The sequence below is a fragment of the Nocardiopsis halophila DSM 44494 genome, assembly GCF_000341245.1.
GTDB classification, from domain to species: domain Bacteria; phylum Actinomycetota; class Actinomycetes; order Streptosporangiales; family Streptosporangiaceae; genus Nocardiopsis_A; species Nocardiopsis_A halophila.
In genome coordinates this window covers 1-20,340 of record NZ_ANAD01000252.1, presented here as the reverse complement: position 1 = coordinate 20,340, position 20,340 = coordinate 1, and the positions used below count along the sequence as shown (strand labels likewise).

The window sequence follows — 20,340 nt, the reverse complement described above, 5'->3', positions numbered from 1 at the left end:
GTCGTGGACGACGCTGTCCGGCATGACGGGCGTTACGGCCGATTGGTCGATCGTCCCCGGGGCCGACCACAATGGAGCCATGACGGTCCGACCCCATCTGCGCCCCCGCCCGGGTTCGATCCCGACCTCGCCCGGGGTATACCGCTTCCGTGACGAGCACGGGCGGGTCATCTACGTGGGCAAGGCGAAGAACCTGCGCGCGCGGCTCTCCTCCTACTTCCAGGACTTCGCCGCGCTGCACCCCCGCACGCAGACCATGGTCTCCACCGCCGCCGACGTCGACTGGACCGTCGTCGGCACCGAGGTGGAGGCCCTGCAGCTGGAGTACTCCTGGATCAAGGAGTACGACCCCCGCTTCAACGTCAAGTACCGCGACGACAAGAGCTACCCCTACCTGGCCGTCACCATGGGCGAGGAGTTCCCCCGGGTGCAGGTCATGCGGGGGGCCAAACGCAAGGGGGTGCGCTACTTCGGCCCCTACGGCCACGCCTGGGCCATCCGCGAGACCGTCGACCTGCTGCTGCGGGTGTTCCCGGTGCGGACCTGCTCGGCCGGGGTGTTCCGGAGCGCCCGGAACAGCGGCCGCCCCTGCCTTCTGGGCTACATCGGCAAGTGCTCGGCCCCGTGCACCGGAAAGATCGGCGCCGAGGAGCACCGCGAGCTGGCCGAGGACTTCTGCTCCTTCATGGCCGGGGACACCGGGCGCTTCATCCGCGCGCTGGAGGGCTCGATGCGCCAGGCCGCGCAGGACCAGGAGTACGAGCGGGCCGCCCGCATCCGCGACGACGTGCAGGCGCTGCGCACCGCCCTGGAGAAGCAGTCGGTGGTGCTGTCCGACTCCACCGACTGCGACGTCATCGCCTTCGCCGAGGACCCCCTGGAGGCCGCGGTCCAGGTCTTCTATGTGCGCGGCGGCCGCATCCGGGGACGCCGCGGCTGGGTGGTGGACAAGGTCGAGGACGTGGGCACCGGCGGCCTCGTCGAGCGCTTCCTGGCCCAGGCCTACGGAGGCGGGGACGCCGGCGGCGCCGAAGGCGCGGCCGTGCCGCGCGAGGTGCTGGTCTCGGCCGAGCCCGCCGACCGCGACGCGGTCGTGGCGTGGCTCACGGAGCTGCGGGGGGCGCGGGTGGACCTGCGGGTACCCCAGAGGGGCGACAAGAAGACCCTGCTGGAGACCGTGGGCAAGAACGCCGACCAGGCCCTGGCCCGGCACAAGACGCAGCGGGCCGGGGACCTGACCACGCGCAGCCGCGCCCTCCAGGAGGTCCAGGAGGCGCTGGACCTGCCCGAGGCCCCGCTGCGGATCGAGTGCTTCGACATCTCCAACCTGATGGGCGAGCACGTGGTCGCCTCGATGGTGGTCTTCGAGGACGGCCTGGCCCGCAAGAAGGAGTACCGGCGCTTCTCCATCCGCGGCACCGCCAAGGGCGACCGCGAGCAGCACGACGCCGCCTCGATGTACGAGGTCGTCCACCGCCGCTTCACCCGCTACCTGGAGGAGGGAGCCAAGAGCGGGGAGCTGGCCACCATGGGCGAGGAGGGGCCCACGGCCGGGGAGGCGTCCGAGGGCGAGGGGGCGGCTCCCGGCAGATTCGCCTACCCGCCTAACCTTGTGGTCGTGGACGGGGGCCGCCCGCAGGTGGAGGCGGCCCGCCGGGCGCTGGACGACCTGGGCATCGACGACGTCGCGGTGTGCGGCCTGGCCAAGCGGCTGGAGGAGGTCTGGCTGCCCGGCGAAGAGGACCCGGTGATCCTGCCGCGCGCGGGGGAGGGGCTGTACCTGCTGCAGCGGGTGCGCGACGAGGCGCACCGGTTCGCCATCGCCTACCACCGCAAGAAGCGCTCCCAGGCGCTCACCGGCAGCGCGCTGGACGACGTCCCCGGCCTGGGGCCGGCCCGCCGGGCGGCGCTGATCAAGCACTTCGGTTCGGTCAAGCGGCTCAAGGCGGCGGGCCCCGAGGAGATCGCACAGGTGCCGGGGGTGGGCCGGGCCACCGCCGAGGCCGTGCACGCCCACCTCAACGGTGGACAGGAACGCAACGATGGGGGATGAGCTGTGATGGCGGAGGGACTCAGTGCGGATCTGCCGCCGGAGATCGTGATCGTCACCGGAATGTCGGGGGCGGGCCGCAGCACCGCCGCCCGGGCGCTGGAGGACCTGGACTGGTTCGTGGTGGACAACCTTCCGCCCGGGCTGCTGCCCACCATGATCGAACTGGCCGGGCGCACCCGCGGCGCGGTGCCCCGGGTGGCCGCCGTGGTGGACGTGCGCTCCATGGCCTTCACCGAGGACCTGCTGTCCACGGTGGAGGAGCTGCGCTCGCGCGGCATCACCGCCCGCGTGGTGTTCCTGGAGGCCGGCGACGAGGCGCTGGTGCGCCGCTTCGAGAGCGTGCGCCGCCCGCACCCGCTGCAGGGGGAGGGGCGGCTGACCGACGGCATCGCCCGCGAGCGCGAGACGCTGCGCGCCATCCGGGGCGAGGCCGACCTGGTGATCGACACCTCGCAGAGCAACGTGCACCAGCTCAAGGCCAAGGTGATCGGCTTCTTCGGGGAGGCCGAGGAGGCCCGCCCGCGCGCCAACGTGGTCTCCTTCGGCTTCAAGCACGGCCTGCCGGTCGACGCCGACCTGGTGCTGGACTGCCGCTTCCTGCCCAACCCGCACTGGGTGCCCGAGCTGCGCCCGCTCAACGGCCGGGACGAGCCGGTGCGCGACTACGTGCTGGCCCAGGGCGGGGCCAAGGAGATGCTGGACGCCTACACCGAGGTGCTGCGCCTGCTCATCGAGGGCTACCGGCGCGAGGGCAAGCACTACATGACGCTGGCGGTGGGCTGCACGGGCGGCAAGCACCGCAGCGTGGCCATGGCCGAGCGGTTCGGCGAGATCCTCGGCGAGCAGGGCGTGGAGGTGCACGTGGTCCACCGCGACGTCGGCCGGGAGTGAGGCCGGGGGCGTCGAATCGCGCAGTCGCCCGGGCGTGCCTACCATTGGGCCGGTGATGGCTATGGGAGCAGGCGCGGACTCCGGGCCGCCGCCCCGGGTGGTGGCCCTGGGCGGGGGGCACGGACTGTCGGCGTCCCTGCAGGCGCTGCGCCGGGTGACCACCGATCTGACCGCCGTGGTCACCGTCGCCGACGACGGGGGGTCCAGCGGGCGGCTCCGCCGCGAGCTGGGCGTGCTGCCCCCGGGCGACCTGCGCATGGCGCTGGCGGCGCTGTGCGGCGACGACGAGTGGGGGCACACCTGGAGCGAGGTGGTCCAGCACCGCTTCCGCAGCGAGGGGGAGCTGCACGGGCACGCGGTGGGCAACCTGCTCATCGTGGCGCTGTGGGAGCTGCTCGGCGACTCGGTGGCGGGCCTGGACTGGGTGGGCCAGCTGCTGGGCGCGCACGGGCGGGTGCTGCCGATGTCGTCGGTGCCGCTGGACATCGCCGCGGAGGTGGAGGGGGCCGATGCCGACCGCCCCGGCGAGGTGGTGACCGTGCGCGGCCAGGTGGCCTGCGCCAGCACCGGGGGGCGGGTGCGCTCGATCTCCCTGCTCCCGGAGTCGCCGCCGGCCTCGCCGCAGGCGGTCAAGGCGGTGCACGAGGCCGACTGGGTGGTCTTCGGCCCCGGCTCCTGGTTCACCAGCGTGCTGCCGCACCTGCTGGTGCCGGACCTGGCGCGGGCGCTGGTGGACACCGCGGCGCGGCGGGTGGTGGCGCTCAACCTGTCGCCGCAGCGCGGCGAGACCGACGGCTTCGCGCCCGAGACCTACCTGCGGGTGCTGGAGGAGCACGCCCCCGAGCTGGGGGTGGACGTGGTGCTGGCCGACCGCTCGGTGGTGCAGGACGCCGGGCCGCTGCGCGAGGCGGCGGCGCGGCTGGGCGGGGAGCTGGTGCTGGCCGACGTCGGGGTCGGCGACGGCAGCCCCCGTCACGACCCGGACCGCCTGGCCGCCGTGTTCGACCGGGTGTTCCGGGGCGCAGAGCAGTAGTGTGCCGTGGGAAGACGAGTTCCAGGGGGAGGACCGCATCCATGGCGATGACCGGCGTGGTGAAGGACGAGCTGAGCCGGCTGTCCGTGCTCAAACCGTGCTGCCGCAAAGCCGAGGTCTCCACGATCCTTCGCTTCACCGGTGGGCTGCACCTGGTGGGCGGGAGGATCGTGATCGAGGCCGAGCTGGACACCGGGGCGGCCGCCCGTCGGCTGCGCCGTGACATCTCCGAGGTCTTCGGCCACGAGTCCGAGGTGGTGGTGCTGGCCCCCAGCGGGCTGCGCAAGGGCAACCGGTACGTGGTCCGGGTGATCAAGGACGGCGAGAGCCTGGCCCGGCAGACCGGGCTGATCGACAACAACGGGCGCCCGGTGCGCGGGCTGCCCCGGCACGTGGTGGCCGGCGGCTCCTGCGACGCCGAGTCGGCCTGGCGGGGGGCGTTCATCGCGCACGGCTCGCTGACCGAGCCGGGGCGGTCGATGTCGCTGGAGGTGACCTGCCCGGGCCCGGAGGCGGCGCTGGCGCTGGTGGGGGCGGCCCGCCGGCTCAAGGTGCACGCCAAGGCGCGCGAGGTGCGCGGGGTGGACCGGGTGGTGGTGCGCGACGGCGACTCCATCGGGGCGCTGCTCACCCTGCTGGGCGCCCACCAGAGCGTGCTGGCCTGGGAGGAGCGGCGGATGCGCCGCGAGGTGCGGGCCACCGCCAACCGGCTGGCCAACTTCGACGACGCCAACCTGCGGCGCAGCGCGCGGGCGGCGGTGGCCGCGGGCGCGCGGGTGGAGCGGGCGCTGGAGATCCTCGGCGATGAGGCCCCCGACCACCTGGTGGCGGCCGGCAGGCTGCGGCTGGCGCACAAGCAGGCGTCGCTGGAGGAGCTGGGCCAGCTGTCCACGCCCCCGCTGACCAAGGACGCGATCGCCGGGCGGATCCGGCGGCTGCTGGCCATGGCCGACAAGCGCGCGTGTGACCTTGGTATCGCCGGCACCGACGCCAACCTGACCCCGGACATGCTCGCCTGCTGAGCGTGTGAATCGGTGTGAAGGAATCAGAATTCTTCCCGGTCACCCCGGGTGCGGGTGTTCGCCTTTGTGAGGGGCGGGCGGCCTGCGAAAACTTCTGAAAATGGTCTAGTCCTCTGCTCGCGGACGGTGCCACACTGGGCCCGGCGCCGCCGCGGGGCGATAGGCTCGGCCCTGACAACCCCCCGGCGCTCTTTATCCCCGCCCGCGCGAACGAACGTGAGGAGACTGGTTACCGTGACCATCCGTGTAGGCGTGAACGGTTTCGGTCGGATCGGCCGCAACTTCTGGCGCGCCGCCCAGGCCGCCGGCAGCGAGGTCGAGATCGTCGCGGTGAACGACCTCACCGACAACGCCACCCTGGCGCACCTGCTCAAGTACGACTCGGTGCTGGGCACCCTGGACGGCGACGTCGAGGTGGGCGAGGACTCCATCCGGGTCGGCAGCACCACCATCAAGACGCTGGAGCAGCGCGACCCGGCCCAGCTGCCCTGGGGCGAGCTGGGCGTGGACGTCGTCATCGAGTCCACCGGCCGGTTCACCAACGCCGAGGACGCCAAGAAGCACATCCAGGCCGGCGCCAAGAAGGTCATCGTCTCCGCCCCGGCCAAGGGCGAGGACATGACCGTCGTCATGGGCGTGAACGACGACACCTACGACCCGGCCAAGCACCACGTCATCTCCAACGCCTCGTGCACCACCAACTGCGTGGCGCCGATGGCCAAGGTCCTGCTCGACTCCTTCGGGATCACCAAGGGCCTGATGACGACGGTCCACGCCTACACCAACGACCAGGTCATCCTGGACTTCCCGCACAAGGACCTGCGCCGGGCCCGCGCCGCGGCCGCCAACATCATCCCCACCAGCACCGGTGCCGCCAAGGCGACCGCCCTGGTGCTGCCCGAGCTCAAGGGCAAGCTGGACGGCATGGCCATGCGCGTCCCGGTGCCGGACGGCTCGGTCACCGACCTGGTGGTGGAGCTGGAGCGGGAGGTCACCTCCGAGGAGGTCAACGCCGCGTTCAAGGCCGCCGCCGACGGCCCGCTCAAGAACGTGCTGCGCTACACCGCCGACCCGATCGTCTCCTCCGACATCGTCGGCACCTCCCCCTCGTGCACCTTCGACTCCCAGCTGACCATGGCCTTCGGCAACACGGTCAAGATCGTGGGCTGGTACGACAACGAGTGGGGCTACTCCAACCGCCTCGTCGACGCCGCCAAGCTGGTCGGCACCGGCCTGTAGGCCNCGCGCCCCGCTCGGCGGGGCGCGCCGCCCGGCACGTTTCACCACCGACCACGACCCCGACAACGGAGAAGAGCATGCGGACGATCGACGACCTCGACGTCGCGGGCAAGCGGGTCTTCGTCCGGTCCGACCTGAACGTGCCCCTGGACGGCGGGCGCATCACCGACGACGGCCGGATCCGCGCCGCCCTGCCCACCATCGAGAAGCTGCGCGGCCGCGGCGCCCGGGTGGTCGTCGCCGCCCACCTGGGCCGCCCCAAGGGCGCGCCCGACGCGGCCTACACGCTGCGCCCGGTCGCCGAGCGCCTCGGCGAGCTGCTGGGCGCCCCGGTCGCCTTCGCCGAGGACACCGCGGGCGAGGCGGCCCGCTCCGCCGTGGAGTCCCTGGACGACGGCGGTGTGGCGCTGCTGGAGAACCTGCGCTTCGAGCCGGGGGAGACCAGCAAGGACGACGCCGAGCGCGGCGAGTTCGCCGACCGCCTGGCCGGACTGGCCGACCTCTACGTCGGCGACGGCTTCGGCGCGGTGCACCGCAGGCACGCCAGCGTCTACGACCTGCCCGCGCGGCTGCCGCACGCCGTCGGCGGCCTGGTGCTGGCCGAGGTGCAGGTTCTGCGCCGGCTCACCGAGGACCCGCAGCGGCCCTACACCGTCGTGCTGGGCGGGGCCAAGGTCTCCGACAAGCTCGGCGTCATCGCCAACCTGCTGGGCACCGCCGACCGCCTGGTCATCGGCGGCGGCATGGCCTACACCTTCCTCAAGGCCAAGGGGCAGGAGGTCGGCTCCAGCCTCCTGGAGGCCGACCAGGTCGACACCGTCGCCGGGTACCTGCGCGAGGCCGAGGAGCGCGGCGTGGAGATCGTGCTGCCGGTCGACGTGGTGGCCGCCGAGTCGTTCTCGGCCGACGCCCCGCACGGCCCGGTCCCGGTCGAGGCGATCCCCGCCGACCGGATGGGCCTGGACATCGGCCCGCAGAGCGCCGAGCTGTTCGCCCGGAAGGTGCACGAGAGCCGCACCGTCTTCTGGAACGGGCCCATGGGCGTGTTCGAGATGGAGCCCTACTCCCACGGCACCCGCGCGCTGGCCGGGGCCCTGGTCGACTCGGCCGCCTTCACCGTGGTCGGCGGCGGCGACTCGGCCGCGGCCGTGCGCGCGCTCGGCTTCGACGAGGCGGGGTTCGGCCACATCTCCACGGGCGGCGGAGCCAGCCTGGAGTACCTGGAGGGCAAGGACCTTCCGGGCATCGAAGCCCTGAAGGACTGAGAGGAAGCACCGAACCATGGCACAGCCCGAGCGCAAGCCGCTCATCGCCGGCAACTGGAAGATGAACAACAACCACCTCGAGGCGATCGCGCTGGTGCAGAAGCTCGCCTTCGCCCTCGACGCCGCGGACTACGACCGCGCCGAGGTGGTCGTCCTTCCCCCCTTCACCGACCTGCGCAGCGTGCAGACCCTGGTGGACGGCGACAAGCTCTCCATCGCCTACGGCGCCCAGGACCTCTCGCGGCACGAGAAGGGCGCCTACACCGGCGAGGTCTCCGGCCCCATGCTGGCCAAGCTGGGGTGCTCCTACGTGCTGGCGGGCCACTCCGAGCGCCGCGAGTACCACGCCGAGGACGACGCCCTGGTCAACGCCAAGGTCAAGGCCGCCTTCGCGCACGACATCACCCCGATCCTGTGCGTGGGCGAGGGGCTGGAGGTGCGCAAGGCCGGCGACCAGGTCGCGCACACCTCCGCGCAGGTCGAGGCGGCCGTGAAGGGGCTCACCGCCGAGCAGGTCGAGCGCCTGGTCATCGCCTACGAGCCGGTCTGGGCGATCGGCACCGGCGAGGTCGCCACCCCCGACGACGCCCAGGAGGTGTGCGGGGCCGCGGTCCGCGCCACCCTGGCCGGCCTGTACGACGAGGCCACGGCCGCCAAGACGCGGGTGCTCTACGGCGGTTCGGTCAAGCCGGACAACATCGGCGGCATCATGGCCAAGGCCGACATCGACGGCGCCCTGGTGGGCGGGGCGAGCCTCAAGGCCGACGACTTCGCGAAGCTGGTCAAGTTCGACACGTGACGGCCGGTGCGCGGGACGCGCTACACTTCCCCGGAGGTTCGTCCTCCTGGCGTACGTGCGTCCCGCGTTCGCGTTAGAATTTCAGATACTGTCCCCGGTCCCTCCTCCGCCGGGCCCTTGGCCCAGCCGAGCGGCGTGCCTGCGGTCTTGGGACCCGAGCCGTCCATTCCCCTCGTCGGGGTCGAGATTCGGGTGAGCGTGTGATCCTCGGTCTGTCCATCCTCGTGATGCTCTGCAGCGTGCTGCTGGTCCTCATGGTGCTCCTGCACAAGGGCAAGGGCGGCGGCCTGTCCGACCTCTTCGGCGGCGGTGTCACCTCCTCCCTCGGCGGTTCGTCGGTGGTGGAGCGCAACCTCGACCGGATCACCGTCGTCACGGCCCTGGTGTGGATCATCGCCGTGGTCGTGCTCGGCCTGCTCATCAACCGGGGCGCCTGAACCAGTTCCGCCGTGCCCGCCGCACCGGGGCGCGCGCCAGTCTTTTCCGTGCCCCGCCCGCGGTGGGGCGTGTCCGCCGAAGGAGAGTTTCGTGGGTAGTGGCAGCGCCATCCGTGGCAGCCGCGTGGGCGCCGGTCCGATGGGCGAGGCCGAGCGCGGCGAGTCCGCGCCGCGCATCCGGGTTCCGTTCTACTGCGCCAACAAGCACGAGGTCGTGCCCAGTTTCTCGAACGAGGCCGCGGTCCCCGAGGAGTGGGACTGCCCCCGGTGCGGGTTCCCCGCCGGCAAGGACCCCCAGAACCCGCCGTCCCCGCCGCGGACCGAGCCCTACAAGACGCACCTGGCCTACGTGAAGGAGCGCCGCAGCGAGGAGGACGGCAAGGCCATCCTGGACGAGGCCCTGGCCAAGCTGCGCGCCGAGCGCGCCGAGATCCGGGCCGAGATGGAGGCCAACGCCAAGGCGAAGGCCAAGGCCAAGGCGGGCCGCTGAGCCGCAGCGCAGACCACGGAACGGGGACCCCGCATCGCGGGGTCCCCGTTCTCGTGTGCGGCCCTCAGCCGGAGGGCGGGCGCCCGCCGAGGCGCCGGGTGAGCTCGGCGGCGGCGTCGCGGGCGCGCGAGGCCAGGGCGGTGGGGGTGACCGGGCGCTCGGAGGGCACGGTGAGGCTGATCGCGGCCACGGGCGCGGCGTTGTGGTCGAAGGCGGCCGCGGCCACCGAGGAGAAGCCGTCGGTGACCTGGCCCTCCTCCAGCGCGTAGCCCTGGCGGCGCTCGGCGGCCAGCGCCTCGCGCAGCTCGCCGGGGGAGGCCGGGCCGCGCCCGGTGCGGTCGACGAAGGCGTCGGCGCCCGGGTACAGCGCCCGCACCTGGGCGCGCGGCAGGTGCGCGAGCAGGACCCGGCCCGAGGCGGTCAGGTGGGCGGGCAGGCGCACCCCCACGCCGGTGATGAGCACGGGGGCGTGCGGGGGGTGCTCCTTGAGCAGGTAGAGGGTGTCGCGGCCGTGCAGGATGCCCAGGTGGGCGGTGGCGCCGGTCTCCTCGCACAGCCGGGACAGCAGCGGCCGGGCCAGCCGCTCCAGCGGGTCGTGGCGCAGGTAGGCCGAGCCGATCTCGAAGGCGGCCACGCCCAGGCCCCACCGCTGCTCCTCGGGCAGGTGCACCACGAAGCCCTCGTCGGCCAGGGCCTCCAGGAGCTGGTAGGCGCTGGAGCGGGGCAGGCCCAGCTCGGCGGCCAGGGCCGCCGCCGACACCGGGCCGGAGCGCCCGGCCAGGTGCCGCAGCATCCGCAGCGCCCGCGTGGCGGCCGGTACATGCGACATGCTCCGCATTGTGGCACGTCAGGCAGGGGAGGACGGTCGGCGCCTCCACCGGCGCCCGGCCCCCGGCCGCAGGCGGCCCCCCGGTCGGCGCGACCGCGGGAGGTGCGCCGGCCTCTTCGCGCCGTTGCCGTGGTCGCCGTGGTTGCGCGGTGCGGCCATGGTTCACCTCACCAGGAACGTGTCGGCTCGGGCGGCGCGGGCGGTGCGGACGCTGAGGCGGCCGCAGGCGCAGCGGGTGTAGACGATGGTCCCGAAGGACACGGGGTGGCGTGAGACCACCTGCTCATCGGTGCCGTCGGGGCGCCCGCAGGAGGGGCAGCGGCCGGTGTCGGAGACGGGCCGGGGGGCGGTTTCGGTATCCATGCGTCCAGTGTGGGCGCCGGGAACCCTTCAGGTCCATCTCAACTTTGTGAAAGGGAACGTGTAGCATCGCCTACATGATCGATGTGCGCAGGCTGCGCGTCCTGAGGGCCGTCGCCGACCACGGGACGGTCACCGCCGCCGCCGACGCGATGCACCTGACCCCGTCCGCGGTCTCCCAGCAGGTGCGGGCGCTCGGCCGGGACCTGGGGGTGGAGCTGCTGGCCCCGCAGGGGCGCGGGATCCGGCTCACCTCCGAGGGGCAGGTGCTGCTGGAGCACGCCGACGCCATGGAGGAGCGCTGGGAGCGGGCGCTGACGGACCTGGCCGCGCACGCCGAGGGGCGGACCGGCGTGCTGCGCATGGTCGCCTACCCGACGGCCGTGTCGGCGCTGGCGGCCCCGGTGGCGGCCCGGCTCCGGGAGCGGGCGCCCCGGCTCTCGGTCGAGATCGGCGAAGTCGACGGGACGCCGGCCTACGAGGCGCTGCTGGCGGGGCGCGCCGACATCGCCGTGGCGGTGCCGCCGCCGGACGGCCCCCCGGCCGACGACCGCCGCTTCGATCAGCGCCCGCTGCTGCGCGAGCCCCTGGACCTGTTCGTCCCGGTCGGACACCCGCTCCAAGGGCGTGCGCCGGTGCGCCTGGACGAGGCGGCCGGACAGGAGTGGATCGCCTCCAAGGACGAGTGCCACCAGGCGTGGATCGTGCAGGCGGCCTGCTCTGCGGCGGGGTTCACCCCGCACTATGCGCACCGGGTGTCGGACTGGACGGGGGTGCTGGCGCTGGTCGCCGCGGGGCTGGGGGTGACGCTGGGGCCGCGGATGCTCCCCCTGCCCGAGGACGGCGGGGTGGCCCGGGTCCGCCTGGAGGGCGCCTCGGCCCCGTACCGGAGCGTCTTCACCGTCGTGCGCCGGGGAGCGGCCGAGCGCCCGGCGGTCGCCCAGGGCCGCCGGCTCCTGGAAGAGGTGGCCGCCGGGCTCGGCGTCTGACCGGGACGGCGACCGCTCTGTCTGAGATCTCGGACAGATGGTGCGCGGCGGTGCTGCGGGGCGGCCCGCCGAGGGCGTGGAATGGGGGCATGTCCACCACCACCACCGCAACCGCTGACGAGGTCGTGCTCGGCCGCTCCTCCCTCACCGCCGAGGAGGTGGTCGCCGTCGCGCGCCGGGGCGCGCGGGTGCGCCTGGCCGACGACGCGCTCAAGGCGCTGGCCGAGGGCCGCGAGCAGGTGCGCGCCCTGGCCGAGGGGGACCGGCCCGCCTACGGCGTCAGCACCGGCTTCGGCGCCCTGGCCACCCGGCACATCGCCCCCGACCTGCGGGCCCGTCTCCAGCGCTCGCTGGTGCGCTCGCACGCCGCCGGGGCCGGCGCCGAGGTGGAGGCCGAGGTCGTGCGCGCCCTGATGCTGCTGCGCCTGCGCACCCTGGCCTCCGGCTCCACTGGTGTGGAGCCCGGCACCGCCCGCGCCCTGGAGGGCATGCTCAACGCCGGCATCACCCCCGTGGTGCTGGAGTACGGCAGCCTGGGCTGCTCCGGCGACCTGGCCCCGCTCAGCCACGTCGCGCTGGCCCTGATGGGCGAGGGCGAGGTGCGCGATTCCTCCGGCGAGCGGCGCCCCGCCGCCGAGGCGCTGGCCGCCGCCGGGCTGGAGCCGGTGGAGCTGGGCGCCAAGGAGGGCCTGGCGCTGATCAACGGCACCGACGGCATGCTCGGCATGCTCGTGCTGGCCTGCNGACGCCCCCGCCGCCATGAGCGTGGAAGCGCTGCTGGGGACCGACCGGGTGTTCGCCGCCGACCTGCAGCGGATGCGCCCGCACCCGGGCCAGGCCGACGCCGCCGCCAACATGCTGGCGCTGCTCGACGGCTCGCCCATCGTCGCCTCGCACCGCGGCCCGGACTGCACCCGGGTCCAGGACGCCTACTCGCTGCGGTGCGCCCCCCAGGTCGCCGGCGCGGCCCGGGACACCCTGGCCCACGCCCGCGCCGTCGCCGAGCGCGAACTGGCCGCGGTCATCGACAACCCGGTGATCACCCCCGACGGCCGGGTGGAGTCCAACGGCAACTTCCACGGCGCACCGGTCGGCTACGTGCTCGACTTCCTGGCGATCGCCGCCGCCGACGTGGCCTCCATCGCCGAGCGCCGCACCGACCGCATGCTCGACGTGGCCCGCTCGCACGGCCTGCCCGCGTTCCTGGCCGACGACCCGGGCGTGGACTCGGGCCACATGATCGCCCAGTACACCCAGGCCGGCCTGGTCTCGGAGATGAAGCGCCTGGCCGCCCCGGCCAGCGTCGACTCCATCCCCTCCTCGGCGATGCAGGAGGACCACGTCTCCATGGGCTGGTCCGCCGCCCGCAAGCTGCGCCGCGCGGTGGCCGCCCTGACCGACGTGCTGGCCGTGGAGCTGCTCACCGCCGCCCGCGCCCTGGACCTGCGCTCGCCGCTGGAGCCCGGCCCGGCCACCGGCGCCGTGCGCGGCGCGCTGCGCGCCCGGGTGCCCGGCCCCGGCCCCGACCGCTACCTGGCGCCCGAGATCGCCGATGCCTCGGCCCTGATCGCCGACGGCGCCGTGGTGGAGGCCGCCGAGACGGCCGTCCCCCTGCGCTGAACCCCCCGCCCGCGCTGCACACCAGGAGGCGTCATGGCAGCCCAGCACACCCCCCGCACCGTCCGCGCCCCGCGCGGCACCGCCCGCACCGCCAAGGGCTGGCCCCAGGAGGCGGCGCTGCGGATGCTGCACAACAACCTCGACCCCGAGGTGGCCGAGCACCCCGAGCGGCTCGTCGTCTACGGCGGCACCGGCAAGGCCGCCCGCGACTGGGAGAGCTTCGACCGGATCACCGCGACGCTGCGCGGCCTGGAGGACGACGAGACCCTGCTCGTGCAGTCCGGCCGCCCGGTCGGGGTCATGCGCACCCACGAGTGGGCGCCCCGGGTGCTCATCGCCAACTCCAACCTGGTGGGCGACTGGGCCACCTGGGAGGAGTTCCGCCGCCTGGAGGCGCTCGGGCTGACCATGTACGGCCAGATGACCGCCGGGTCCTGGATCTACATCGGCACCCAGGGCATCCTCCAGGGCACCTACGAGACCTTCGGTGCGGTGGCCGCCGAGCGCGGCGGCACCCTGGAGGGCACCATCACCCTCACCGCCGGGCTCGGCGGCATGGGCGGCGCCCAGCCGCTGGCGGTCACCATGAACGGCGGTGCGGCGATCGTCGTGGAGTGCGACCCGAGCCGCATCGACCGCCGCATCGAGCACCGCTACCTGGACGTGCGCGCCGACACCGTCGACGAGGCGCTGCGCCTGGCCACCGAGGCCCGCGACGCCCGCCGCCCGCTGTCGGTGGGGCTGCTGGGCAACGCCGCCGAGGTGGTGCCCGAGCTGCAGCGGCGCGGGGCGCCCGTCGACATCGTCACCGACCAGACCAGCGCCCACGACCCGCTGTCCTACCTGCCGGCCGGGGTGGCCTTCGAGGACTGGGCCGACTACGCCCGCGCCAAGCCCGCCGAGTTCACCGCCCGCGCCCGGGAGTCGATGGCCGCCCACGTGGAGGCCATGGTCGGGTTCATGGACGCCGGGGCCGAGGTCTTCGACTACGGCAACTCCATCCGCGGGGAGGCCCGCGAGGCCGGGTTCGCCCGCGCCTTCGACTTCCCCGGGTTCGTGCCCGCCTACATCCGCCCGCTGTTCTGCGAGGGCAAGGGGCCGTTCCGCTGGGCGGCGCTCTCCGGCGACCCGGCCGACATCGCCCGCACCGACCGCGCCGTGCTGGACCTGTTCCCCGAGAACGAGCACCTGGCCCGGTGGATCCGGCTGGCCGGGGAGAAGGTCTCCTTCCAGGGGCTGCCGGCCCGCATCTGCTGGCTCGGCCAGGGCGAGCGGGCCGCGGCCGGGGAGCGGTTCAACGAGCTGGTCGCCTCCGGGGAGGTGAGCGCCCCGCTGGCGATCGGCCGCGACCACCTGGACACCGGATCGGTCGCCTCCCCCTACCGGGAGACCGAGGCGATGCGCGACGGCTCCGACGCCATCGCCGACTGGCCGCTGCTCAACGCGCTGGTCAACACCGCCTCGGGCGCCTCGTGGGTGTCGCTGCACCACGGCGGCGGGGTCGGCATGGGCCGCTCCCTGCACGCCGGGCAGGTCAGCGTCGCCGACGGCACCGAGCTGGCCGCGCGCAAGCTGGAGCGGGTGCTCACCAACGACCCGGGCACGGGCGTGGTCCGGCACGCCGACGCCGGCTACCCCGAGGCCGAGGCGGTCGCCGAGCGTGAGGGCCTGCGCCTGCCGATGCGGGAGGGCGGGGCCGGTGCCTGAGCCGCACACCGCCGACGGCGGCACCGGCCGGTTCGACCGGCTGTTCGACCGGCTGTGGGACGAGCTGGCCCCGATCGGGCGGGNGGCGGGGCCCCCCCCCCCGGCGGCTCCCGCCGCTTCACCTTCGGCGGGCCCGACGCCGAGCTGCGGGACTGGTTCCACCGGGCGGCCGCCGGGGTCGGCCTGGACGCGGAGACCGACGGCAACGGCAACATGTGGGCCTGGTGGGGCGCGCCCGGCCCGGACGCCGTGGTCACCGGCTCCCACCTGGACTCGGTCCCCGACGGCGGCGCCTACGACGGCCCGCTGGGGGTGGTGAGCGCGCTGGCGGCCGTGGCCGAGCTGCGCCGGCGCGGCGTCCGGCCCCGCCGCCCGCTGGCGGTCGCGGTGTTCGCCGAGGAGGAGGGCGCCCGCTTCGGGGTGCCGTGCCTGGGCAGCCGGCTGCTCACCGGGGCGGTCACCGCCGAGCGCGCCGCCGCTCTGGCCGACCCCTCGGGCACCACGTGGGCCCAGGCCATGGAGCGGGCCGGGAGGGACCCGGCCGCGATGGGGCCCGACCCCGAGCGGCTGGCGCGCATCGGCCGCTTCGTCGAACTCCACGTCGAGCAGGGGCGGGCGCTGGCCGACCGGGACCGCGCGGTGGGCGCCGCCCGCTCCATCTGGCCGCACGGGCGGTGGCGCTGGACCTTCACCGGCCGCGCCGACCACGCGGGCACCACCCGCCTGGAGGACCGGCGCGACCCGATGCTGCCCATGGCCCGCATGGTGCTGGCCGCCCGTGCCGCCGCGGCCGCGCACGGCGCGGTGGCCACCGTGGGCCGCGTCGAGGCCGAGCCCAACGGCACCAACGCCATCGCCTCCCGGGTGCGGGCGTGGCTGGACGCCCGCGCGCCCGACACCGGGGACCTGGGCGCGGTGGTGGCCGACGTGGCCGCGGAGGTCCGCCGCGCCGCCGAGGAGCAGGGGGTGGGCGCCGAGGAGCACCAGGAGTCCGACACCCCCGTGGTGGAGTTCGACGGCGGCCTGACCGAACGGGCCGCCGCGGTGGCCGGGGGCGCCGGCGGACCCGTCCCGATCCTGCCGACCGGGGCGGGCCACGACGCGGGCGTGCTGGCGGCGCACGTGCCCACGGCGATGCTGTTCGTGCGCAACCCCACCGGCGTGTCCCACTCCCCGGAGGAGCACGCCGAGCGCCCCGACTGCCACGCGGGCGTGTGGGCCCTGGCCGACGTCCTGGAGGACCTGGCGGCGGGGGAAAAGGGCGCGTCCGGACCGCGTCCGCCCCGTCCACCCCGACAGTGAAGGAGACGCGCGTGTCCGCCACCGACCACCGCGACGGGCTGTACTGGTGCTCCTGGGCCCTGGTCACCCCCGGGCCGGGGCCCGGTGCCGACGCCGGGGCGGCCTCGCCCGGCGCCGTCATCGAGGTCCGCGACGGACGGATCGCCTCGGTGCGCACCGGCGAGCCCGCGCCCCCGCCCGGGGCCGAGCGCCTGGACGGCCTGGTCGTCCCCGGGTTCGCCAACGCCCACTCGCACGCCTTCCACCGGGCCCTGCGGGGCCGGACCGGCGAGCACGGCGGCTCCTTCTGGACCTGGCGCGAGCTGATGTACCGGGCCGCCGAGCGGCTGACCCCCGACACCTACCGGGAGCTGGCCGCCGGGGTGTACGCCGAGATGGCACTGGCCGGCGTCACCTGCGTGGGCGAGTTCCACTACCTGCACCACGCCCCCGGCGGCAAGCGCTACGACGACCCCNCGCCCGCCGCCGACGCCGGGATCCGCATCACCCTGCTGGACACCCTCTACCTCGCCGGCGGCCTGGACGCCGGGGGCGGCCACCGCCCCCTGGAAGGCGCCCAGCTGCGCTTCGGCGACGGCGACGCCGACGCCTGGGCCGAACGGGTCGCCGCCTTCCGCCCCGGCGGCGGCCACGCCAGGGTCGGCACCGCCGCGCACTCGGTGCGCGCCGTCCCCGCCGGCCAGCTCGCCCGGTTCGCCGCCCTGCACGGGCCCGACGGCCTCGACCGGACGTCGCCGCACGTCCACCTGTCCGAGCAGCCCGCCGAGAACGCGGCCTGCCGCGCCCACTACGGCCGCACCCCCACCGCCCACCTGCACGAGGCGGGCCTGTTCGCCGACCTGCACCCGGTCGCGGTGCACGCCACCCACCTGGAGCCCGCCGACGCGGCGCTGCTCCGGGACGCCCGGGCGGGGGTGTGCCTGTGCCCCACCACCGAGCGGGACCTGGCCGACGGCCTGCCGCCGCTGGCCGGCCTGGACCCCGCACGCGTTCCCCTGTCCCTGGGCAGCGACGGCCACTCCACCATCGACCTGCTGGAGGAGGCACGCGGGGCGGAGATGCACGAGCGCCTGCGCACCGGGCGCCGCGGCACCGTCCCGGCGCCGCGCCTGCTGGACGCCCTGCACGAGGGCGGCCACGCCGACGCGCTGGGTTGGGAGGACGCCGGACGGATCGCGCCCGGCAAGCGTGCCGACCTGGTCGTGCTGGACCTGGACTCGGTGCGCACGGCCGGGTTCGACCCGCGCAGCGCCGCCGACACCGCCGTCTTCGCCGCCACCGCGGCCGAGGTGCGCCACACCATGGCCGACGGCCGGTGGATCGTCCGGGACCGGGTGCACCTCGACCGCCCTGACGCCGCCGCCCGCCTGCACACCGCGATCACGGAGCTGCTGGCGTGAGCCGCCGCCCGGCCGCGCCCGCACCGCACCCGACCACGACGTCCACCACCGACCACCCTGGAGGCAGCTGATGACCGACGCCGCTCCCGAGACCGTGCTCATCGACGGCATCGGCGTCCTGGCCACCAACGACCCGGCCCTGGGGGAGGGCGTCACCGGCGCGATCCCCGACGCCGCGCTGGTCGTGCAGGGCGAAACGGTGGCCTGGGCCGGCCCCGCCGCCCGAGCCCCCGCCGCCGACGCCCGCGTCGACGCCGGGGGCCGCTGCGTCATCCCGGGCTTCGTCGACAGCCACTCCCACATCGTCTTCGCCGGCGACCGGGGCCGGGAGTTCGGCGCCCGGATGAGCGGGCGCCCCTACGAGGCCGGCGGCATCCGCACCACGGTGGCCGCCACCCGCGCCGCCTCCGACGCCGAGCTGCTGGACAAGGCGACCCGCCTGCTCAACGAGGCCCGTGCCCAGGGGACCACCACCCTGGAGATCAAGTCCGGCTACGGGCTGAGCACCGCCGACGAGGAGCGCGCGCTGCGCGTCGCCGGGCGCCTCACCGAGGAGGCCACCTTCCTGGGCGCGCACATCGTCCCGCCCGAGTACCGGGACGACCCGCAGGGGTACGTCGACCTGGTCACCGGTGAGATGCTCGACGCCTGCGCCCCGCACGCCCGTTGGATCGACGTCTTCTGCGAGCGCGGCGCCTTCGACGAGGAGGCCTCCCGGCGCATCCTCAAAGCGGGCATGGACCGCGGCCTGCACGCCCGCGTCCACGGCAACCAGCTCGGCCCCGGCCCGGGCGCGCGCCTGGCCGCCGAGCTCGGCGCCGCCTCGGTCGACCACTGCACCTTCCTGGAGCCCGAGGACGTTGAGGCGCTGGCCGCCTCCGAGACCGTGGCCACCCTGCTGCCCGGCGTCGACTTCTCCACCCGCCAGCCCTACCCCGACGCCCGCGCGCTCATCGACGCCGGCGCCACCGTGGCCCTGGCCGGCGACTGCAACCCGGGCTCCTGCTTCACCTCCAGCATGGCCTTCTGCATCGCCCTGGCCGTGCGGGAGATGCACATGACCCCCGAGGAGGCGCTGTGGGCGGCCACCGCCGGCGGGGCGCGGGCGCTGCGCCGCACCGATGTGGGACGCCTCACCCCGGGCTCGCGCGCCGACCTGGCGGTGCTGGAGGCGCCCGACCCGGTCTACCTGGCCTATCGTCCCGGAGTGCCGATGACGGCGGCCGTGTGGCGGGCGGGCCGTCCGGTGGCCGGGGCGGATCTCACCCGGGGTTGACCCTGCCGTAGCGCGCCGGAAACCTGCGCCCTGCAGTCTCTTCGGTGACGGCGGGGCCACCGGGGCCGCGCCGCAGAGCGAGGGGGCGGCCATGGGACTGTGGCGCATCCGCACCGCGGTGGAGGACCGGCCGGGGCGGCTGGCCGACCTGGCCGGCGCGGTGGCCGCCGAGGGCGGCGACATCGTGGGGCTGACCATCCACACCGACGCCGCCGGGGTGGTCGACGAGTTCATCGTGGACGTGCCCGGCGACCACCGCCGGCTGCTGGAGGAGCTCACCCGGCGCGGCGCGGGCGAGGAGGCCGCGGCCGTGCCCGCCCGGCCCCGGGAGGTCGGCGACGACGTCACCCGGGCGCTGATGCTCACCGCGCGGCTGCGCGGCGCCCCGCACCGGCTGCCCGAGGCCCTGGCCGAGCTGCTCAACGCCGACGAGGCCCGCTGGACCGGCCTGGGCACCTCCGGGCGCGCGGCGGCGCCGCAGTTCCCCGAGGAGCCCGAGTCGGAGCTGCTGGTGCCGGTCGGCGCGCTGCGCGGGGTCCGGCTGCGCCGGGTGGACCGGCCCTTCACCTGGACCGAGTCGGCCCGCGCCGATGCCCTGGTGCGCTCGGTGCTGCCCCCGGCCGGGCCGGTGCCCACCGGCGGCACGCTGACCACCGCCTCGGGCGAGCGGCTGCACACCCGACCGGTGTGCTCCGGCGACGCCCGCGCGCTCCGCCGGCTGCACCGCCGCTGCACGCCGCACACCAAGCGCCGGCGCTACCTGACGGCGGTGGAGGAGCCCGGGTCCGGTGTGCTGGGGGTGTTCTGCGATCCCGAGCGCGGGCTGACGCTGGCGGCCTGGCCCGAGGGGGCCGACGAGCCGGTCGCCCTGGCCCACCTGATGTACACGCTCGACCCCGGTGTGGGGGAGATGGCCTTCCTCGTGGAGGACTCCTGGCAGGGCCGGGGGGTGGGCACCGCGCTGGCCGGTGCGCTCGCCGCCGTGGCCGTCGACTGGGGGATGGCGGAGGTCCGGGCCGAGACCGCCGCCGACAACCGCGCGATGCTGGGCATCATGCGCGGGCTCGGGGCCGCGGTGGGCCGCCCGTCCACGGGCACGGTCCAGGCCCGTTTGCCGCTGGCGGGCCGGGTGCCCGCGCGGGAACCGGGGCCGCTGGCCTCGCTCATGACCCGCCCCGGGGCCGCCGGGCGGTAGGGGGTGCGGAGTCCGGGAGCCAGGGGTGCGCTTCCGGACCCGTGCGAGGGAAGGCCGGGATGCCAGGGATTCCGGCCCTCCCGCCCCCGAACCCGGGGTGTGCGGCGGTGCGGGGCGTCCCGGCGAAGCGGTGTCGGACGCCGGNCCGCCAGCCGCTTCAGCGGCTGGTTCGGCTGGTTCGGCGGTGGGCTCAGCGGCGTGCCGGCAGGCTCGTGCGGCGCCCGTGGAGCAGGGAGACCGCGACGTCGGCGGCCGACCACAGGCCGAACCGCGGCCAGGTGTCGAGGGGCGGGTCGAGCATCGGCCACAGGCAGGTCGGCGCCGGGGGCGCGGGCAGCAGCCCTTCTCGGGACATCGCGAAGGCGCGGCGACGATGGCGCGGCCGGTGCCCCGCTCGGGGCTGGCGGCCGGGCGGCGGGCTGTCGGGGTGCCA

The 20,340-nt window shown here is 75.2% G+C and carries 16 protein-coding genes and 3 pseudogenes; 16 read left to right on the top strand and 3 right to left on the bottom strand.

Going from position 1 to position 20,340, the window contains the following annotated elements:
* Positions 1-79 precede the first annotated feature (79 nt).
* The 9 genes from uvrC to D450_RS0126930 all read left to right on the top strand — a co-directional run bounded on the left by uvrC (position 80) and on the right by D450_RS0126930 (position 9,229).
* Complete coding sequence (gene uvrC, locus D450_RS0126970; RefSeq protein WP_017541737.1) at positions 80-2,053, top strand: excinuclease ABC subunit UvrC; 1,974 nt, start codon at positions 80-82, stop codon at positions 2,051-2,053.
* Between the two features lie 6 nt (positions 2,054-2,059).
* Positions 2,060-2,944 carry an RNase adapter RapZ gene (gene rapZ, locus D450_RS0126965; protein ID WP_017541736.1) on the top strand — a complete coding sequence of 295 codons (885 nt, stop codon included), beginning with the start codon at positions 2,060-2,062 and terminating at the stop codon, positions 2,942-2,944.
* Between the two features lie 61 nt (positions 2,945-3,005).
* Complete coding sequence (locus D450_RS0126960; protein ID WP_193374817.1) at positions 3,006-3,977, top strand: gluconeogenesis factor YvcK family protein; 972 nt, start codon at positions 3,006-3,008, stop codon at positions 3,975-3,977.
* A gap of 41 nt (positions 3,978-4,018) precedes the next feature.
* Positions 4,019-4,999 (top strand): DNA-binding protein WhiA, encoded by a 981-nt coding sequence (gene whiA, locus D450_RS0126955; protein ID WP_017541734.1) that lies wholly within the window; start codon positions 4,019-4,021, stop codon positions 4,997-4,999.
* 234 nt (positions 5,000-5,233) lie between these two features.
* Complete coding sequence (gene gap / locus D450_RS0126950; RefSeq protein ID WP_026124652.1) at positions 5,234-6,238, top strand: type I glyceraldehyde-3-phosphate dehydrogenase; 1,005 nt, start codon at positions 5,234-5,236, stop codon at positions 6,236-6,238.
* Positions 6,239-6,315: 77 nt separating this feature from the next.
* Positions 6,316-7,503: a phosphoglycerate kinase gene (locus D450_RS0126945; RefSeq protein WP_017541732.1), complete on the top strand. Its 1,188-nt coding sequence runs from the start codon at positions 6,316-6,318 to the stop codon at positions 7,501-7,503.
* A 16-nt stretch (positions 7,504-7,519) separates the two neighbouring features.
* Positions 7,520-8,302: a triose-phosphate isomerase gene (gene tpiA / locus D450_RS0126940; RefSeq protein WP_017541731.1), complete on the top strand. Its 783-nt coding sequence runs from the start codon at positions 7,520-7,522 to the stop codon at positions 8,300-8,302.
* A 200-nt stretch (positions 8,303-8,502) separates the two neighbouring features.
* Positions 8,503-8,739 carry a preprotein translocase subunit SecG gene (gene secG, locus D450_RS0126935; protein WP_017541730.1) on the top strand — a complete coding sequence of 79 codons (237 nt, stop codon included), beginning with the start codon at positions 8,503-8,505 and terminating at the stop codon, positions 8,737-8,739.
* Positions 8,740-8,830: 91 nt separating this feature from the next.
* Positions 8,831-9,229 (top strand): RNA polymerase-binding protein RbpA, encoded by a 399-nt coding sequence (locus D450_RS0126930; protein WP_083932812.1) that lies wholly within the window; start codon positions 8,831-8,833, stop codon positions 9,227-9,229.
* Positions 9,230-9,293: 64 nt separating this feature from the next.
* On the opposite strand, the gene D450_RS0126925 is transcribed toward D450_RS0126930, so the two are convergent.
* Positions 9,294-10,058 (bottom strand): IclR family transcriptional regulator, encoded by a 765-nt coding sequence (locus D450_RS0126925; RefSeq protein WP_026128792.1) that lies wholly within the window; start codon positions 10,056-10,058, stop codon positions 9,294-9,296.
* Positions 10,059-10,220: 162 nt separating this feature from the next.
* Complete coding sequence (locus D450_RS0126920) at positions 10,221-10,421, bottom strand: hypothetical protein (RefSeq protein ID WP_017541727.1); 201 nt, start codon at positions 10,419-10,421, stop codon at positions 10,221-10,223.
* A 74-nt stretch (positions 10,422-10,495) separates the two neighbouring features.
* Here D450_RS0126920 and D450_RS0126915 point away from each other — a divergent pair, with 74 nt between their 5' ends.
* From D450_RS0126915 to D450_RS0126885, 7 genes and pseudogenes are all read left to right on the top strand, one after another.
* Positions 10,496-11,407, top strand: a complete 912-nt coding sequence (locus tag D450_RS0126915; protein WP_017541726.1) for a LysR family transcriptional regulator — start codon at positions 10,496-10,498, stop codon at positions 11,405-11,407.
* An 89-nt stretch (positions 11,408-11,496) separates the two neighbouring features.
* A pseudogene (gene hutH / locus D450_RS31440) lies at positions 11,497-13,027 on the top strand (histidine ammonia-lyase).
* 33 nt (positions 13,028-13,060) lie between these two features.
* On the top strand, positions 13,061-14,734 hold the full coding sequence (gene hutU / locus D450_RS0126905; RefSeq protein ID WP_017541723.1) for a urocanate hydratase: 1,674 nt from the start codon (positions 13,061-13,063) through the stop codon (positions 14,732-14,734).
* A pseudogene (locus D450_RS31435) lies at positions 14,727-16,036 on the top strand (allantoate amidohydrolase). Before hutU ends, D450_RS31435 begins: the two are co-directional and overlap by 8 nt.
* Before the next feature lie 11 nt (positions 16,037-16,047).
* Positions 16,048-17,436: a formimidoylglutamate deiminase gene (locus tag D450_RS0126895; protein ID WP_017541722.1), complete on the top strand. Its 1,389-nt coding sequence runs from the start codon at positions 16,048-16,050 to the stop codon at positions 17,434-17,436.
* A gap of 70 nt (positions 17,437-17,506) precedes the next feature.
* A complete protein-coding gene (gene hutI / locus D450_RS0126890; RefSeq protein ID WP_017541721.1) occupies positions 17,507-18,712 on the top strand; it encodes an imidazolonepropionase in 1,206 nt (401 codons plus the stop codon).
* A 91-nt stretch (positions 18,713-18,803) separates the two neighbouring features.
* Entirely contained in the window at positions 18,804-19,907 is a 1,104-nt protein-coding gene (locus D450_RS0126885; protein WP_017541720.1) for a GNAT family N-acetyltransferase, read from the top strand.
* Positions 19,908-20,097: 190 nt separating this feature from the next.
* On the opposite strand, the pseudogene D450_RS33800 reads toward D450_RS0126885, so the two are convergent.
* Positions 20,098-20,340 (bottom strand): annotated as a pseudogene (locus D450_RS33800) (hypothetical protein); the annotation flags it as partial.

What these genes read in the sequence shown, in the direction of transcription:
- uvrC (WP_017541737.1), top strand. Translation starts at nt 80, where the DNA reads ATGACGGTCCGACCCCATCTGCGCCCCCGCCCGGGTTCGATCCCGACC.
- rapZ (WP_017541736.1), top strand. Translation starts at nt 2,060, where the DNA reads ATGGCGGAGGGACTCAGTGCGGATCTGCCGCCGGAGATCGTGATCGTC.
- D450_RS0126960 (WP_193374817.1), top strand. Translation starts at nt 3,006, where the DNA reads ATGGGAGCAGGCGCGGACTCCGGGCCGCCGCCCCGGGTGGTGGCCCTG.
- whiA (WP_017541734.1), top strand. Translation starts at nt 4,019, where the DNA reads ATGGCGATGACCGGCGTGGTGAAGGACGAGCTGAGCCGGCTGTCCGTG.
- D450_RS0126945 (WP_017541732.1), top strand. Translation starts at nt 6,316, where the DNA reads ATGCGGACGATCGACGACCTCGACGTCGCGGGCAAGCGGGTCTTCGTC.
- tpiA (WP_017541731.1), top strand. Translation starts at nt 7,520, where the DNA reads ATGGCACAGCCCGAGCGCAAGCCGCTCATCGCCGGCAACTGGAAGATG.
- D450_RS0126925 (WP_026128792.1), bottom strand. Translation starts at nt 10,058, where the DNA reads ATGTCGCATGTACCGGCCGCCACGCGGGCGCTGCGGATGCTGCGGCAC.
- D450_RS0126920 (WP_017541727.1), bottom strand. Translation starts at nt 10,421, where the DNA reads ATGGATACCGAAACCGCCCCCCGGCCCGTCTCCGACACCGGCCGCTGC.
- D450_RS0126915 (WP_017541726.1), top strand. Translation starts at nt 10,496, where the DNA reads ATGATCGATGTGCGCAGGCTGCGCGTCCTGAGGGCCGTCGCCGACCAC.
- hutU (WP_017541723.1), top strand. Translation starts at nt 13,061, where the DNA reads ATGGCAGCCCAGCACACCCCCCGCACCGTCCGCGCCCCGCGCGGCACC.
- hutI (WP_017541721.1), top strand. Translation starts at nt 17,507, where the DNA reads ATGACCGACGCCGCTCCCGAGACCGTGCTCATCGACGGCATCGGCGTC.
- D450_RS0126885 (WP_017541720.1), top strand. Translation starts at nt 18,804, where the DNA reads ATGGGACTGTGGCGCATCCGCACCGCGGTGGAGGACCGGCCGGGGCGG.